General features: G+C 61.5%; 15 protein-coding genes. 10 read left to right on the forward strand and 5 right to left on the reverse strand.

The features are described 5' to 3' along the window. Nucleotides 1-6 precede the first annotated feature (6 nt). The 5 genes from purH to Q1A85_RS00115 all read left to right on the forward strand — a co-directional run bounded on the left by purH (nt 7) and on the right by Q1A85_RS00115 (nt 5,410). Complete coding sequence (gene purH / locus Q1A85_RS00095; RefSeq protein ID WP_299683807.1) at nt 7-1,590, forward strand: bifunctional phosphoribosylaminoimidazolecarboxamide formyltransferase/IMP cyclohydrolase; 1,584 nt, start codon at nt 7-9, stop codon at nt 1,588-1,590. Nucleotides 1,591-1,597: 7 nt separating this feature from the next. After that, the gene (gene lspA, locus Q1A85_RS00100; RefSeq protein WP_299683809.1) at nt 1,598-2,071 is read left to right on the forward strand and encodes a signal peptidase II; all 474 of its coding nucleotides are present in this window, start codon (nt 1,598-1,600) and stop codon (nt 2,069-2,071) included. A gap of 51 nt (nt 2,072-2,122) precedes the next feature. Further along, nucleotides 2,123-2,638, forward strand: a complete 516-nt coding sequence (locus Q1A85_RS00105) for a DUF3035 domain-containing protein (protein WP_299683811.1) — start codon at nt 2,123-2,125, stop codon at nt 2,636-2,638. Nucleotides 2,639-2,732: 94 nt separating this feature from the next. Further along, complete coding sequence (locus tag Q1A85_RS00110) at nt 2,733-4,088, forward strand: pitrilysin family protein (RefSeq protein ID WP_299683813.1); 1,356 nt, start codon at nt 2,733-2,735, stop codon at nt 4,086-4,088. Continuing rightward, complete coding sequence (locus Q1A85_RS00115) at nt 4,085-5,410, forward strand: pitrilysin family protein (protein WP_299683815.1); 1,326 nt, start codon at nt 4,085-4,087, stop codon at nt 5,408-5,410. Before Q1A85_RS00110 ends, Q1A85_RS00115 begins: the two co-directional genes overlap by 4 nt. A 42-nt stretch (nt 5,411-5,452) precedes the next feature. Here Q1A85_RS00115 and Q1A85_RS00120 read toward each other — a convergent pair whose 3' ends face one another. Then, nucleotides 5,453-6,625 (reverse strand): acetyl-CoA C-acyltransferase, encoded by a 1,173-nt coding sequence (locus Q1A85_RS00120; RefSeq protein ID WP_299683817.1) that lies wholly within the window; start codon nt 6,623-6,625, stop codon nt 5,453-5,455. Between the two features lie 89 nt (nt 6,626-6,714). Here Q1A85_RS00120 and Q1A85_RS00125 point away from each other — a divergent pair, with 89 nt between their 5' ends. From Q1A85_RS00125 to Q1A85_RS00135, 3 genes are all read left to right on the forward strand, one after another. Then, nucleotides 6,715-7,053: an STAS domain-containing protein gene (locus Q1A85_RS00125; protein ID WP_299683819.1), complete on the forward strand. Its 339-nt coding sequence runs from the start codon at nt 6,715-6,717 to the stop codon at nt 7,051-7,053. Further along, nucleotides 7,037-7,513 (forward strand): ATP-binding protein, encoded by a 477-nt coding sequence (locus Q1A85_RS00130; protein ID WP_299683821.1) that lies wholly within the window; start codon nt 7,037-7,039, stop codon nt 7,511-7,513. The genes Q1A85_RS00125 and Q1A85_RS00130 overlap by 17 nt, the downstream gene beginning before the upstream one ends. Nucleotides 7,514-7,793: 280 nt before the next feature. After that, nucleotides 7,794-9,368 (forward strand): gamma-glutamyltransferase family protein, encoded by a 1,575-nt coding sequence (locus Q1A85_RS00135; protein ID WP_299683822.1) that lies wholly within the window; start codon nt 7,794-7,796, stop codon nt 9,366-9,368. A gap of 50 nt (nt 9,369-9,418) precedes the next feature. On the opposite strand, the gene hspQ is transcribed toward Q1A85_RS00135, so the two are convergent. After that, complete coding sequence (gene hspQ / locus Q1A85_RS00140; RefSeq protein WP_299683824.1) at nt 9,419-9,745, reverse strand: heat shock protein HspQ; 327 nt, start codon at nt 9,743-9,745, stop codon at nt 9,419-9,421. 85 nt (nt 9,746-9,830) lie between these two features. On the opposite strand from hspQ, the gene Q1A85_RS00145 reads away from it, so the two are divergent. Both Q1A85_RS00145 and Q1A85_RS00150 read left to right on the forward strand, forming a co-directional pair. Continuing rightward, nucleotides 9,831-10,712, forward strand: coding sequence for an AEC family transporter (locus Q1A85_RS00145; protein ID WP_299683826.1), 882 nt, complete (start codon nt 9,831-9,833; stop codon nt 10,710-10,712). 70 nt (nt 10,713-10,782) lie between these two features. Continuing rightward, nucleotides 10,783-11,358: a lytic transglycosylase gene (locus Q1A85_RS00150; protein WP_299683828.1), complete on the forward strand. Its 576-nt coding sequence runs from the start codon at nt 10,783-10,785 to the stop codon at nt 11,356-11,358. A gap of 29 nt (nt 11,359-11,387) precedes the next feature. Here the strand turns inward: Q1A85_RS00150 and Q1A85_RS00155 are convergent, their stop codons facing one another. From Q1A85_RS00155 to Q1A85_RS00165, 3 genes are all read right to left on the reverse strand, one after another. Continuing rightward, complete coding sequence (locus Q1A85_RS00155) at nt 11,388-11,969, reverse strand: outer membrane lipoprotein carrier protein LolA (RefSeq protein WP_299683830.1); 582 nt, start codon at nt 11,967-11,969, stop codon at nt 11,388-11,390. 112 nt (nt 11,970-12,081) lie between these two features. Next, nucleotides 12,082-14,895: a DNA translocase FtsK gene (locus Q1A85_RS00160; protein ID WP_299683832.1), complete on the reverse strand. Its 2,814-nt coding sequence runs from the start codon at nt 14,893-14,895 to the stop codon at nt 12,082-12,084. Nucleotides 14,896-14,911: 16 nt separating this feature from the next. Further along, nucleotides 14,912-16,090 (reverse strand): aminotransferase class I/II-fold pyridoxal phosphate-dependent enzyme, encoded by a 1,179-nt coding sequence (locus Q1A85_RS00165; protein WP_299683834.1) that lies wholly within the window; start codon nt 16,088-16,090, stop codon nt 14,912-14,914. Nucleotides 16,091-16,207 lie beyond the last annotated feature (117 nt).

A 16,207-nucleotide genomic window follows, 5' to 3' on the forward strand; every position in this document is an offset into this window, starting at 1 on the left:
CTGCCCATGACCAACCTTGCCCCGCTGCGCCGCGCGCTGATTTCCGTTTCTGACAAGACCGGCCTTGTGGAATTTGCCACGGCGCTGGCCGGGCACGGGGTGGCATTGCTCAGCACCGGTGGGACCGCGCGGAGCCTGCGGGACGCCGGGCTTGAGGTGCAGGACGTGAGCGATGCGACCGGGTTCCCCGAGATGATGGATGGCCGGGTCAAGACGCTGCACCCCGTGGTGCATGGCGGTCTGCTGGCGCTGCGCGACAATGCCGAACATGTGGCCGCGATGGAGACCCATGACATTGCTCCAATCGATCTGGTTGTGGTGAACCTCTATCCATTCGAAGAGACCGTGGCCAAGGGCGCAGCCTATGACGAGGTGATCGAGAATATCGACATCGGCGGGCCTGCGATGATCCGCTCGGCCGCAAAGAACCATGGTGATGTGACCGTCGTGGTGGACGTGGAGGATTATGGCGTTGTGCTGGATGCGCTCGACGCGCATGGCGGGCAGACGCCCTATGCGCTGCGCCAGCGGTTGGCGCAAACGGCCTATGCCCGGACGGCGGCTTATGACACCGCCGTGAGCACGTGGATGGCCGCGCAGGTCGACGGCACGCCGCGCCGCCGGACCTTTGGCGGTGCGCTTGCGCAAGAGTTGCGCTATGGCGAGAACCCGCATCAGGCGGCGGCGTTTTACACCGACGGCTCGGCCCGGCCCGGGGTCGCGACAGCGACCCAGCATCAGGGCAAGGCGCTGAGCTACAACAACATCAACGACACGGATGCCGCGTTTGAGTTGATCAGCGAGTTCGCTGGGAGCGGCCCGGCATGTGCGATCATCAAACACGCCAACCCCTGCGGCGTGGCCACAGGCGCCACGCTAAAAGAGGCCTATGGCCGCGCGTTCGACTGCGACCGGACCAGTGCCTTTGGTGGGATCATCGCACTGAACCAGCCGCTGGACGAAGAAACCGCGCGCGAGATCACAGGGATTTTCACCGAAGTTGTGATCGCACCCGGGGCCAGCGACGCAGCCGTGAGTATTTTTAAAGAGAAGAAGAACCTGCGATTGCTCACCACGGAGGGTCTGGCGGATGCGGCCGTGGCCGCTCTGGCGATCAAGCAGGTCGCCGGTGGGTTTCTTGTGCAGGACAAGGATGTGGGGCGCCTGTCCCGCGACGATTTGAAAGTGGTGACGCAGCGCGCGCCATCAGACGCAGAGATGACCGATCTTCTGTTTGCGTGGACTGTGGCCAAACATGTCAAATCCAACGCGATCATCTACGTCAAAGACGGCGCAACCGTCGGTGTGGGTGCGGGACAGATGAGCCGTCTCGACAGTTCGACAATCGCCGCAACCAAAGCGACGCGCATGGCTGCTGATCTGGGCCTGCCCGAGACCCCTGCCAAGGGGTCGGTGGTGGCGTCAGATGCGTTTTTTCCATTTCCGGACGGTTTGCTGGCCGCAGCGGAGGCCGGGGCAACCGCCGTTATCCAGCCGGGCGGATCAATGCGGGACGACGCGGTGATCGCAGCCGCAGACGAGGCGGGACTGGCCATGGTCTTTACCAACATGCGCCATTTCCGGCATTAGGGGCGCCATGCAGCTTTTGTGGATCAGCACTGTTCTGGCCTTTGGCGTCGACCAGATCTCCAAATATCTGGTGATCCATGTGTTGGGCGTGTCGCCCTTCAAATCCATTGATGTGCTGCCGCCGCTGGTGCGGTTCATCTATGGCGAAAACCGTGGCATCAACTTTGGCCTTGGCTATGGCATTCCGGTCTGGTCGCTGATCGCTGTGGCCATGCTGATCTGTGCGCTGGTGCTGTGGTGGATCACGCGCCATCGGCAGTCGCGGCTGGCCTATCTGAGCGCCGGTCTGCTGGTGGGCGGGGCGCTGGCCAACGTGTTGGACCGGCTGATCTATGGCTATGTGCTCGATTTTCTCAACATGTCGTGTTGCGGGATCGACAATCCATTTGTGTTCAACGTTGCGGATATCTTTATTTTTGTTGGTGCGTTTGGCCTCGTTTTCTTTGCCAAGGATGGCAAGGGGCAGAAAAAGGGTGCGTGACATGATACGCCAAGCTGCGATAATGCGGGCCAAAGACGAAGAGGAATGGACATGCGGCTGATCGCCTGCGCCCTTGCGGCGGTGACCCTGCTGAGCGCCTGTGGCGAACCGAACCTGCGCAATCTGCGCAGTCAGGGTGACGGTCCGGACGATTTTACCATCGTTCCTGCCAAGCCGCTTGCCGAACCCGAAAGCTACACTGCCCTGCCTGCGCCCACGCCCGGCGGGTTCAACCGCACCGATCAGCGCCCGTTGGAGGATGCCGTGGCCGCCTTGGGCGGGCAGGCCACCTCGCCCAATGCCGCAGTGCCCGGCAATGATGCAGCTCTTGTCAATCACGCCAGCCGCTTTGGCCGGGAAGCAGGCATTCGCGCGACCCTCGCCGAAGCGGATCAAAAGTTCCGCGACCGTCAGCGCCGGCTGACCAATATCCGCATCTTCCGCGAAGACATCTATGCGCAGGTCTATCGCCGCCAATCCCTTGATCCGGCGCGCGTGGCCGAACAGTACCGCCGAGCAGGTATCCCGACACCATCGGCCCCACCGTCACGTCGGCGGCGGCGCTGACGCGGCCCATTCTCACGAAACTGCCAGCACCGCTTGAACCCGGGGCGGGCCGCCGTATTTCGTACTGCAACCGACACGAATGTCAGGACATGCCATGAACCGTTTGCGAGGCGCGCTGAGCGCGCTTGTCATTTCGTTTGTCTCCATTGCCTCTGCCGCGACAGCGCAGGAGGATGCGGTGACGACCTTTACCCTCGACAACGGGATGGAAGTGGTCGTCGTCGAGGACAACCGCGCCCCCGTGGTCCAACATATGCTGTGGTACCGCGCAGGCTCCGCCGATGAGCCGGTGGGCTCTTCCGGGGTGGCGCATTTCCTTGAGCATTTGCTGTTCAAGGCGACCGACACGCTGGAGGACGGAGAATTTTCTGCAATCGTGGCGGCCAATGGCGGGCGTGACAATGCGTTCACCAGCTACGACTACACCGCCTATTTTCAGCGCGTCGCGGCAGACCGTCTGGGTTTGATGATGCAGATGGAAGCCGACCGGATGCGCAACATCAACTTTACCGACGAAAACGTTGCGACCGAACGGGATGTGATCCTCGAAGAGCGGAACCAGCGCACCGACAGCAATCCGCGCGCCCTGTTCGGCGAACAGATGAACGCCGCGCAATACCTCAACCATCGGTACGGCGTGCCCATCATCGGCTGGCGTCACGAGATGGAGACACTGGACCGCGACGACGCGCTGGGGTTCTACGACACCTACTATTACCCCAACAACGCGATCCTCGTGGTGTCGGGCGATGTGGATGCAGACGAGGTTCGCGCACTGGCCCAAAAACATTACGGCGTGATCCCCGCCAATCCGGACCTGCCCGAGCGTGTGCGCAGTGCCGAACCCCCGCAAACCGCCGAACGTCGCCTGATCTACCGCGATGCGCGGGTGGCTCAGGAATATGTCAGCCGATCCTACCTCGCGCCCGAGCGTGATCCGGGCGACCAGCGTGCCGCAGCCGCATTGACGCTGCTGGCCGAGGTGCTGGGGGGCGGGCAGACCAGCTACATGACCGAGAAGCTGCAATTCGAAAGCCAGAAGGCCGTGTTTTCCGGCGCGTTCTACCGGGGTGTGTCGCTGGACGACACGACCTTTGATGTGGTGATTGTGCCCGCCCCCGGCGTGAGCCTCGAAGAGGCGGAAACCGCCATGGACGAGACGTTGGCGCAGTTCCTCGTGGATGGCGTTGACGCTGAACAGCTGGACCGGATCAAGTATCAGCTACGTGCCAGCCAAATTTATGCGCGCGACGACGTGGACCGGATTGCGCGCCGCTATGGCGCCGCGCTTTCCGTGGGCCTCACGGTCGAAGACGTACAGTCCTGGCCCGACATTCTGCAATCCATCACCCCGGACGACATCATGGCCGCCGCACGCGACGTGCTGGACCGCAACGCGTCTGTGACCGGTTGGCTGACCCGCCCTGACACCTCGGAGGTGACACAATGACCCGCTTGGCCCTTGCCCTCATCCTGTCTTTCTTTGCGAGCCTGCCAGCGCGGGCCGAGGTCGAAATTCAGGAAGTCGTCAGTCCCGGCGGCATCACGGCGTGGCTGGTGCAGGAACCTTCGATCCCGTTCGTGGCGCTAGAGTTACGGTTTCGCGGCGGTGCATCGCTGGACAATCCGGACAAGCGCGGTGCGATCAACTTGATGACCGGTTTGCTGGAAGAAGGCGCGGCTGATCTGGATGCCCGCGCATTTGCCCGCACCCTCGAAGGGTTGGCCGCATCGCTCGACTATGATGTGGGGCCGGATGCGGTGTCTGTGTCCGCACGCTTTCTCACCGAAAATCGCGACGATGCGGTGGCCCTGTTACGCGCATCGCTGATCGAACCGCGCTTTGATCAGGATGCAATTGACCGCGTGCGCGAACAGGTGCTGACAGGTCTGCGGTCGGACGCCAAAGACCCTGACAAGATTGCGCGCGCCGCGTTCAACGCAATGGCCTATGGCGATCATCCCTATGGATCGAACTACCGCGGCACCTTGGACAGTGTCAGCGCACTGACCCGCGATGACATCGTCGCTGCGCACAGCGCCGTGCTGGCCCGCGACCGGCTCTATGTGGGTGCGGTGGGTGACATCACGCCCGAAGAACTGGGCGACCTGCTGGACACGTTGCTGGGTGCCTTGCCGGAAACCGGAGCACCACAGCCGGGGCCTGCGGAGATCACCATTGCAGGCGGGTACACCGTGATCGACTTTGACACTCCGCAATCCGTGGCTGTGTTTGGCCAGCTTGGGGTGGAACAGGACGACCCGGATTTCTTTGCCGCGCGCGTGCTCAACCAGATCCTTGGCGCAGGCGGGTTTGAAAGCCGGTTGATGACCGAAGTCCGGGAAAAACGTGGGCTGACCTACGGCGTCTACTCCTTCCTTGTTCCGCGCGATCATGCGGCGACATTGCAGGGACAGGTGGCGTCGTCGAATGACCGGATCGCCGAAGCCACAACTGTCATCCGTGAGGAATGGGCGCGCGCCGCAGCCGAAGGTGTGACACCCGAGGAACTGGACGCAGCCAAGACCTTTGTCACCGGTGCCTACCCGCTGCAATTCGATGGCAATGGGCCGATTGCGCGGATCATGGTGGGGATGCAGATGCTGGGCTTGCCCATCGACTACATCGCGACCCGCAACGACAAAGTCGAAGCGGTGACGCTGGAAGACGTGAACCGCGTGGCGGCAGAACTGCTCACACCTGACGCGCTGCATTTCGTCGTGGTCGGCAAACCCGAAGGTATCGAGACCAGCTTGCCAAACGAAGGCTGACGGAAAGCTGCACCGGTGCGTATCCCGGGCCGGTGCAGATGCTCAGACCCTTTCGATGGCGATTGCGGTACCCTCACCGCCGCCGATGCAAATGGCGGCGACGCCACGCTTGAGGTTCCGTTTCTCGAGCGCATTCAAAAGCGTCACCATAATGCGCGCGCCGGACGCGCCGATTGGATGACCCAGCGCACAGGCCCCACCGTTGACGTTCACCACATCGTGGTCAATGCCCATTTCGCGCATAAAGGCGAGCGGGACGACGGCAAAGGCCTCATTCACTTCCCACAGGTCCACATCATCCCGCGTCCAACCAATACGCTCCAACAGCTTTTGCGCGGCGGGCACTGGTGCCGTCGTGAAAAGGCCCGGCGCTTGCGCGTGGCTTGCATGGCCGACAATACGTGCCCGTACAGACAGACCGCGCGCATCGGCCTCTGCTTCAGAGGCCAGAACCAGCGCCGCCGCCCCGTCGGAAATGGATGAGGCATTGGCCGCCGTGACGGTTCCACCCTCGCGAAAGGCGGGCTTGAGCAGCGGGATTTTGTCGGGCCGCGCGGTGCCGGGTTGTTCGTCCTCTGCGACAATGACCTCGCCCTTGCGGGTCTTCAGCGCCACCGGCGCGACCTCACGCGCAAAGGATCCATTGGCTATGGCGTCCTGCGCCCGCGACAAAGATGTCAGCGCATAACTGTCCTGCACGTCACGGGTGAACTGGAATGCCTCGGCGCAATCTTCGGCAAAGGTGCCCATCAGGCGGCCCTTGTCATAAGCATCCTCGAGTCCGTCGAGGAACATGTGGTCCACCACCTGCCCATGACCCAGCCGCGCGCCGCCGCGCATTTTGGGCAGCAAGTACGGCGCGTTGGTCATGCTCTCCATCCCGCCCGCAATCATCGTCGTGGCGTGCCCCAGCGCGATCTGGTCAAAAGCCATCATCGCCGCCTTCATACCCGATCCACACATTTTGTTCAGGGTGGTCGCGGGCACCTCTTCGCCCAAACCGGCGGCAAAGCCCGCCTGACGCGCGGGGGCCTGCCCCTGCCCCGCGGGCAACACGCACCCCATCAACACCTCGTCCACCGTCTGCGCGCCCGCGTCTGCAAGGGCCGCCGTAATGGCGACGCCGCCCAGATCGGCGGCGGACATGTCGCCCAACGCGCCTTGAAATCCACCCATTGGCGTGCGGGCCGCCCCAGCGATCACTACATTTTCCATGTCTCGTTCTCCGATCTCGACGGTCGCAACAGATTGGTAAGGTTTCGGTTCTAAGCAATGGGTAACGCAGGCAAGCACGAGGCGCAAAGATGGAGTTGGACAGTCAGCAGAACGGACCCCTGCAGATCGTGCGCGTAAACAGCGCGCGCATCGACGCAGCCGTCGCAATTGAGTTCAAGGATGCAATGCGGCAGGTGACCGACACCGGCAGCCCCACGGTCATATTGGATCTCAGTACAGTTGAGTTCATTGATTCGAGCGGTCTGGGCGCGATTGTCGCCTCCATGAAGCATATGGGGCAGGAACGCAGCCTTGTCCTTGCTGGTCTGACCCCGACCGTGGACAAGGTGTTTCGGCTGACCCGGATGGATAGCGTGTTTGGCGTGTTTCCGACCCTTGAAACCGCGCTTGATGTCCATGCCGCCTAACGGAACGCTGACCATGCAATCCCCGCTCAAAGTGTCCGACGTTCAAATCTCGATCACCAGCGGAGAATTCGCAGTTCGTGAGGCGCTCGCCGCCTTGCTTGAGGCGCTCACACCGCTTGAGCTGGATGTCGAGGAAACAGGCACAATCGAATTGGTTCTGGCGGAGGCGATGAACAACATTGTCGAACACGCCTACCCGCCTGAGGATGTGCCAGGGCCGATCAATGTGAAATGCAGCCGTCAGGCAGACGGTTTGCGGTTTCAGATCAAGGATTGCGGACGCCCCATGCCCGATGGTGTGACCCCCATTGGGCTACCCGTCGATCTGGACGTCGAATTCTCCGACCTGCCCGAAGGCGGCTTTGGCTGGTTCCTGATCAAGGATCTTGCCAAGGATGTCGTCTACCGCCGGGTGGATGACGCCAACCAACTGACATTCCGCCTCGCCCTTGCAGGCTAACCAAACCTCCGACCTTAGCGCCCCACCCGGCAAAGCCGGGGTTCCGGCACATCTTTGCCCACGCACACGCGGAAATCCGCACGTTCCCAAAAGCGTCTTGGTGTTTCCACAATCCTGCCCAGATCAAATGCCAAACATGCTCCTGTAGCTGCATATGGCTTCCCTCGGCGCCGCGTGAAATTGCCCCCACCCAGTACGTGGCGCCGAGGCCTTCCCCTTATGGACAACCGTGGCCAGCCCACTAGGTTGCGGAGGAAGACAAAAGACGGGGTTCCACATCATGCGCGATTTCCACTTGCCAGGCCGCTCTGCCGTTTTGGCCAGCTCCGGGATGTGTGCCACATCCCACCCGCTGGCCGCGCAAACTGCGATCGAAACACTGAAGGCAGGCGGCAACGCCATGGACGCGGCCATCGCGGGCGCAGTTCTGTTGGGCATCTGCGAGCCACAAATGACCGGAATCGGCGGCGACTGCTTTGTTCTGTGGTCTGACCCGGACGGCACCCTTCGCGCCCTGAACGGATCAGGCCGCGCGCCGGCAGATCAATCCGCTGCCGCTTTGCGCGCGGCGGGTCACACCACCGTCCCGATCCACAGCCCTGATGCGGTCACCGTTCCGGGCGCGATCGATGCGTTCTGCACCTTGTCCGAACGTGTGGGAAAACTGGGCATCGACCGCCTGCTGGCCCCCGCCATCCACTACGCCGAAACCGGCGTGCCCGTGGCGCCACGGGTGGCGTTTGACTGGGCAAATGACGCAGGCACCCTGCAAGCCCGCGCGCGCGACGTCTATTCCGCCGATGGATCAGTCCCCAAGGTGGGGGACATCTTTGCCTGCCCAGGGCAGGCCGAGGTGCTGCGCCGGGTCGCGCGGGACGGGCGCGACGGTTTCTACACCGGAGAAGTGGCCGAAGACATGGTGAAGACGCTGCGCGGTCTGGGTGGCGCGCACACGCTGGATGATTTTGCAGACACAGCCGCCACGGACACGACCCCAACGCAAAGCGACTACAACGACCTGACGCTGTTCGAACATCCGCCGAACGGCCATGGTGCCACAGCGCAACTGATGCTCAACATCCTCAAACACTTTGACATCGCATCCATGGCCCCGTGGGGCGCGGATCGCGCACATGTCGAGGCAGAGGCCGCCAAGCTTGCCTATGACGCACGCAATCGGTTTTTGGCGGACGCCGATTACACCACGCGCCTCGATCACATGCTGGCGCCCGAGACCGCCGCCAGCCTTGCCGCGCTGATCGACCCGAAACAGGCGATGGATGATCCAACCGCGCTAAGCGAGGCGGTTCACAAGGACACGATTTACATCACCGTCGTGGACAAGGACCGGATGGCCGTTTCGCTGATCTATTCGATCTATCACGGCTTTGGGTCCGGCATTGCATCGGACAAGTTTGGCATCCTGTTCCAGAACCGCGGCGCGGGCTTTACCCTCGAACAAGGCCACCCCAATGAACTGGCCGGCGGCAAACGACCCATGCACACGATCATTCCGGCGATGCTGGCACGCAACGGCAAGCCGTTCATGCCCTTTGGCGTGATGGGCGGGGCGTATCAACCCAACGGACACGCGCGCTTTGTCTCGAACCTGACGGATTTCGGGCTGAATCCGCAAAGCGCAATCGACGGCCCCCGCGCCTTTTCGGACGCGGGCACCATGAAGGTCGAGCGTGGCTATAGTGACGCAGTGCGTGCCGACCTGACCGAGCGGGGCCACGATGTCACCGTGCCGGACACGGCCATTGGCGGAGCGCAAGCGATCATGATTCACGACAATGGCGTGCTCGAAGGCGCAAGCGACCCGCGCAAGGACGGCTGTGCGCTGGGATATTGAACATCCGGCGGGTGCCGCAAGTGTAGGGTGGGCCATCTGCCCACCAGATGTCAGTTCAACTGGAAGTGCAGGGGATAGGATCCGTCCTCGAACGGACCAAACAGGTCCGGGATATCGGGGTGGTCCACAGGCTCGCCGGAATAGTCCGCCACGAGGTTCTGCTCGGACACATAGGCCACGTAGTAGCTTTGGTCATTCTCGGCGAGCAGATGGTAGAACGGCTGCGTCTTTTTCGGGCGGCTGTCCTCGGGGATTGCTTCGTACCATTCTTCGGTGTTCGAAAACTCAGGGTCCACGTCAAAAACGACACCCCGGAACGGGTGCTTCTTGTGGCGGACAACCTGCCCGAGATGATATTTTGCGCGCTTGCTTAGCATAACGTTGCGCCCCCTACCGTCCGTGACTACACGGTGCAAGGGACAATTGTCCAACATTTGAGCGCGATTTCGCTGGAAACAGTCTGTGAACCTAGCCTTAACAGTATTGGAAATCGTGGCCCCCGTGTTCCTGTTGGCGGCGATTGGTTTTGTCTGGGTCAAGATCGGGTTTGAATACCGGATCCAATTTGTCACACGGCTTGCCATGACGATGAGCGTGCCATGCCTGATCTTTGTCGCGCTTATGCAGACCGATATCGACCCGGCGGCGCTGACCGCGTTGTCTGCGGCCGCCGTCATGGCCTATGGCGCGGTCACACTCGCCTGTCTGGCGCTGGTCCATCTGCTGCGGCTGAACCGGCGGACCTACGCCGCGCCGCTGATCTTTGGCAACACCGGCAACCTAGGGCTTCCCCTGGCGCTGTTTGCGTTTGGTGAGGCCGGTTTCAGCTATGCGATCATCGTCTTTGCCATCATGGCGATCTGGTCGTTCACCTATGGCATCACGCTGGTTGCTGGCAGTGGCGCGCTGACCAAAGCGCTGCGTGAGCCGGTGGTCTGGGCCACGCTACTCGGGGCGCTGTTCATGGTTCAGGGTTGGGAAACGCCGACCTTTCTGACCAACACGCTGGACCTCATCGGACAAATGGCTATTCCGCTGATGCTGATCACGCTGGGTGTCGCCGTTGCACGTCTGTCCCCCAAAGGGCTCGCGCGGGCGGCCCTTTTGTCAGCGCTCAAGCTGGTGATTTGCGTGGCGATCGCATGGGTGGTTGGGCACTATTTTGCACTGGAGCCGATCGCCTTTGGCGTGCTGGTGTTGCAGGTGGCAACCCCGGTCGCCGTCACGTCCTACATGTTGGCGGAAAAATATGGGGCCGAGGCAGAGGACGTCGCGGGCCTTGTCGTCGCCTCGACACTGATGTCCGTGGCTGCCCTGCCCGTGTTGCTGGCCATGTTGCTCTGACAAAACGTGATTTCCATGGGGTGGTTTTTCGGTTAAACTGGGAAAAAATATAACAAGGCGAGTGAGGCAGATGAGCAGACTCTTTCGCGCTTTGGCACTGGTACTTTTGGCTGCGAGCTGTGGTGGCGGTTCGGGGGATTCCCCGCGCAACCTCGACAACGCCTGTTCCATTGTCAGTGAGCGCCCCGAATACCTGAGGGCCTTTAAGGCCACGGAACGCAAATGGGGTGTGCCGGTGCATGTGCAAATGGCCACCATCTATCAGGAATCAAAGTTTCGCGCCGACGCGCGTACACCGTTCCGATATGCGGCCGGTGTGATTCCCATCGGGCGGCAATCCAGCGCCTATGGCTACAGCCAAGCCTTGGACGGCACGTGGGAGGAATATGTGCGGGATCAGGGCAAGCGTACCGCGCGCCGGGACCGCATCCGCGATGCAACGGATTTCATGGGCTGGTACATGGCGGAATCGCAAAATCGCCTTGGCATTTCCAAGGGAGATGCCCGCAATCAGTATCTTGCCTATCACGAGGGCCGGTCCGGCTATGCCCGCGGCAGCTATCGGTCGAAATCGTGGCTGATGCGGGTTGCGGGTGAGGTGGACCAACGATCCATCATGTACGCTCAGCAATTACGCAGTTGCTAAACGGGGCCGGGGCGACACCCGGCCTCCCCTCAATTTCCGCGGCTTGGCGGCTGAAACAGCCGGTTCGACAGCGTGCCGCCCTTGGACAGTTCGCCCAGCACAACCGTGGTGGAGCCACCGCCGCTGTCATTGACCACCCATTGGCGCAATTCGACCGGGTTGCCCGTGAACTTCATCTGGATGTTTCCATATTCAGGGTGTTCGGGGTCCTGCGCCGTGACGACCGTCGCCGTCCCGTCAAAGGAATGGCCCGTCACCATGTTCGCCTGCGACAGATTCACGTTCCGGGCAAGGATCAGCGACAGAGGCGTGCGGCGCAGCGGATATGTCTCGGGCGGCTGGTTCGACTTGGGGTCCACGATATAGACCGCATTGGCACTGGCCAGAATCAGGGCCGCATTCGGATCATCATATTCAAACCGCATCCGCCCGGGGCGTTTCAGCAACAATTTGCCCGTATTGACCGACCCGTCATCGTTGATCTGGGTGATTGTTGCCTGCGCCGTTTTCAGGTCGTTGAGGTAGGATGAAATCGCCGAAAGCGGCAGCTTTTCCGCCATGGCCGCAGGGGCCAAGGACAGGGCCAACACCGCACCGATCACACGTTTCATAAACACCATACCGCTCGCATCCTTTGCATCGTTGGTCTTGGTCCCACGATATAGGGCGGTGCGGCGTGATATACGATAACAAGCAGGCGATGATGGGCGAATATCGCCCATCCTACTGTTCGGGGACGAGAATCTCGCGCTTGCCCACGTGGTTGGCGGAACTGACCACGCCTTCGTCCTCCATCTGCTCCACAAGCCGCGCGGCCTTGTTGTAGCCGATGGCCAGCTTGCGCTGGATGTAAGAGGTCGAACATTTACGGTCCTTGATCACAATGGCCACAGCCTGATCATAAAGCGCATCCTCACCATCCGTGTTGCCGCCAAGGCCAAGAACTGCGTCAATATTGCTTTCCTTGTCCTCGTCCGGCCCCTCGACCACACCCGACACGTAGTCGGGCGCGCCAAAGGCCTTGAGGTGGTTCACGATCTCTTCGACCTCTTCATCGCTCACGAACGGGCCATGGCAACGGGTGATCTTGGCCCCGCCCGCCATGTACAACATGTCGCCCATGCCCAGCAGTTGTTCGGCCCCCATTTCACCCAGAATGGTGCGGCTGTCGATTTTCGACGTCACCTGAAAGGATATCCGGGTGGGGAAGTTCGCCTTGATCGTGCCGGTGATCACGTCAACCGACGGGCGTTGTGTCGCCATAATGAGGTGGATGCCAGAGGCCCGCGCCATCTGCGCCAGACGCTGGATGCACGCTTCGATCTCCTTGCCAGCAACCATCATCAGGTCGGCCATTTCGTCCACGATCACGACGATATAAGGCATCGCCTCGGGCGCGAATTCTTCGGTTTCAAAGATCGGATCGCCAGTGTCATCATCAAATCCGGTCTGGACCGTGCGGCTGAACATCTCGCCCTTGGCCAGCGCATCCTTCACCCGGCCATTGAAGCCGTCGATGTTACGCACGCCCATCTTGGACATCTTGCGATAGCGTTCCTCCATCTCGCCCACGACCCATTTCAGGGCCACAACCGCCTTTTTCGGGTCGGTCACAACAGGCGACAGAAGGTGCGGGATTCCGTCATAAACGCTCAGTTCCAGCATCTTGGGGTCGATCATGATCAACCGGCATTCTTCCGGCGACAATTTGTAAAGCAGCGACAGGATCATGGTGTTGATCGCCACCGACTTACCCGAACCCGTGGTGCCCGCAATCAGCAGGTGAGGCATCTTAGCAAGGTTAGCCACAACGCTGTCGCCACCGATATCCTTGCCCAGCGCCAGCGGCAGTTTCATCGTGCTGTCGCCAAAATCACGTGCCGCAAGAATTTCGCGCAAAAGCACCTTTTCGCGGTTCTCATTGGGCAATTCGATACCGATGACGCTGCGGCCCGGAACGGTCGACACACGTGCGGACAGGGCCGCCATGGACCGCGCAATATCGTCCGACAGACCAATGACGCGCGACGCCTTCAGGCCCGGCGCAGGCTCCAGCTCGTACATGGTGACAACGGGACCGGGGCGAACGCTGACAATCTCGCCCTTGACGCCGTAATCATCCAACACGTTTTCCAGCATCCGTGCATTTTCCTCCAACGCCTCATCGCTGAGGTGATGGCGTTCGATGGCGACGGGGTTTTCCAGCAGATTCAGCGGTGGCAGTTCAAAACCGGGGTGGGTGTCTTCGAACCGCAGCTTGGGCTGCGCCTCTGCCTTGGCCTGCGTGCTGGGCTGAACAGGTTTGCGCACGGGCTGTTGCACCACTTTGCGCGGCTCAGGCGTGGGGATACGCGGCGCGGGTTCAGGCATGACCGGCTCTGACGCCTCGAACAGCGCCATATCGTCCTCCTCCACCAGCGGTTCTGGCGCGGCGGGCATGGTGGTCAACGGCGGCTCGGGCGGCAGACCGACACGCGGAGCAGGATCCGCGATCAGCGGCACAGGCCCGCGTCCGCGACCCTTGGTCAGCGGTGCCACCCCTTCGATACGAACTGCCGGATTGGACCGCACCCGCGACTTGATCACATCCGTGATCTTGGCGCTGATACGCGCGTCGCTGGGGGCCTGCATATCAGGCGCATGGGGTGCCTCGACCAATTCGGGTTCGGGCATCGTGTCCGGAACAGGCTCTGCACGTTTGATCAGGGTGGGCATACGGGCCAGCAAGCCGGTTTTTTCAACAGGTGCATCATCCTCGTCCAACATCTCGGGCATAACGGGGATCGACTGTGCGTAGGCTTCGGCCTCTGCCGCAGCAGCCGCACGTTCTGCCCGGCGCATGGCCTGACGTTCCTGCAAACCGCGGGCCGCCGATACAGTGCCAGAGGCACCGCGCGTCAGCACCGTCATTACAGCAGCATAGGATACCACAAGGCCAACCAGCAGGAACCGGCCCAACCGCACCACCTCGGCACGGGTAAAGCCCAGCACAAACGCACCAAAGACCAGCACACCCATCGCCATCAGCAGCGACATCAGCTTTACGGCAAAGCTCGACCCCAACGGCAACACCGCCAGCACCATCGCCAAAACGGTATCCCCGCCGCGGCCACCTAGGCCAAAGGCATGGGTTGCCACCCATTCGGTCCCCGGTTGCAGGGTCGAGGCATAGACAGCCGCAAATGCGACAAAGATCGGCGCAAAGATCAAACGCTCCAATGCGCGCTCCTGCCCCCGGTGCAATGCAAAGCGCGCCCCCCAGACCATCAGCACCAGCGCAAAGCCGAACATGCCCCAACCACCAATTAGGAACAGCGGCGCCGCAACCGAGGCACCGGGCCGACCCAGCCAGTTCTGCACCGGCGCATCCGTGGCCGCCATCCAGCTGGGGTCAGCGGGCGTATAGCTCAGCATCAGGGCAGCCGCCAAAAGGCCGGCCACAAACACCCCAATCCCGAACAGCTCGCGCCCCCGACGTTCCAGCGCCATGCTGGTGTTCGGATCAAAAAGCGGATCGCGTCGCGTTTGAAATGCCATGCCTCGTCCTCGTAGTTTATGCGGCATAGATCACGTCACGCACGGCTTCGAGCCCGCGTTTGGTGTCTGCCATTGGGGCGACCAAGGCCACCCGGATGTATGTGTCACCGGGGTTCAACCCGTCGATTTCGCGTGCAAGATATGCGCCGGGCAAAACCCGCACGCCCGTCTTTTGCCACAACTCAAGCGCCGCCGCCTCACCATCAGGCACAGGCAACCACAGGAAAAAACCGGCCTCTGGGGCGGCATATCCCGGTACGCCGCCCAAAATCTGATCCGCAACGTCGTATTTCGCATGATACTGCGCCCGGTTGTCGACCACATGCGCCTCGTCCGCCCAAACCGCAGCCGCAGCGTGCTGCAGCGGTGTCGGCAGCGGCGTGCCTGCATAGGTGCGAAGCTGCTTGACCTCGCGCATGGTCGCCGGACCGCCCACGATGAAACCGGACCGCAAACCGGGCAGGTTGGACCGCTTGGACAGCGAATGAAAGGCCACAACGCGCTCCGGGTCCGCCGCTTCCGTGCATTGCAGAATGCCCACAGGCGGCACATCCCGGTATATCTCGGAATAGCATTCGTCGGCAAAAATCTGGAAATCATAGCGCTCGGCCAGCGCAATGAGGTCGCGCCAGTACCCATCGCTCGCCACTGCCCCCTGTGGGTTCGCGGGCGAGCACATATAACAGGCCACCGCGCGGTTCAGTAGGCGCTCATCCACAGCGGCGAAATCCGGCAAATGCCCTGTCTCTGCCGTGGCAGGCACCAGCACAGGCTCCGCCCCTGCCGAAATCGCGGCCAGCATATAGACTTGATAAAACGGGTTTGGCATCAGAACGACAGGCCGCAGCCCATTCTTCTCTTCAGGGCACAGCGCCATCGCAGCGTTGTAAAGCCCCTCGCGCGTGCCATTGAGCGGCATCACGTTGGCGTCCATATCCATTGTCACGCCATAGCGCCGCCCCAGCCAATCACAAAACGCAGACCGCAATTCCGGAATGCCCTCATTGGGCGGATAGTTATTAAAACCCGCAGCATGTTCAGCGATCACATCCGTTACCCAAGCCGGAAAGGCATGTTTCGGCTCACCAATGGTCATATGCACCACTTCCCCGCCGGGCGCATGATGGTCCAGCAGCGCGCGCAGACGCGGGAATGCATAAGCCGGAAGGTTCGAAAACCGCTCGGGAAACTTCATGAAACTGCCTCGGTCTCGGGATCATACACGCCCCGTTTGTGCCAGAATAACCCAAGGCGGACTCCGCCGTCCAGAAAAACCACAGCAAAACGCCGGGCCGTGACAAATCCGCCAAAC

It is taken from the genome of uncultured Tateyamaria sp., assembly GCF_947503385.1.
Taxonomy (GTDB): domain Bacteria; phylum Pseudomonadota; class Alphaproteobacteria; order Rhodobacterales; family Rhodobacteraceae; genus Tateyamaria.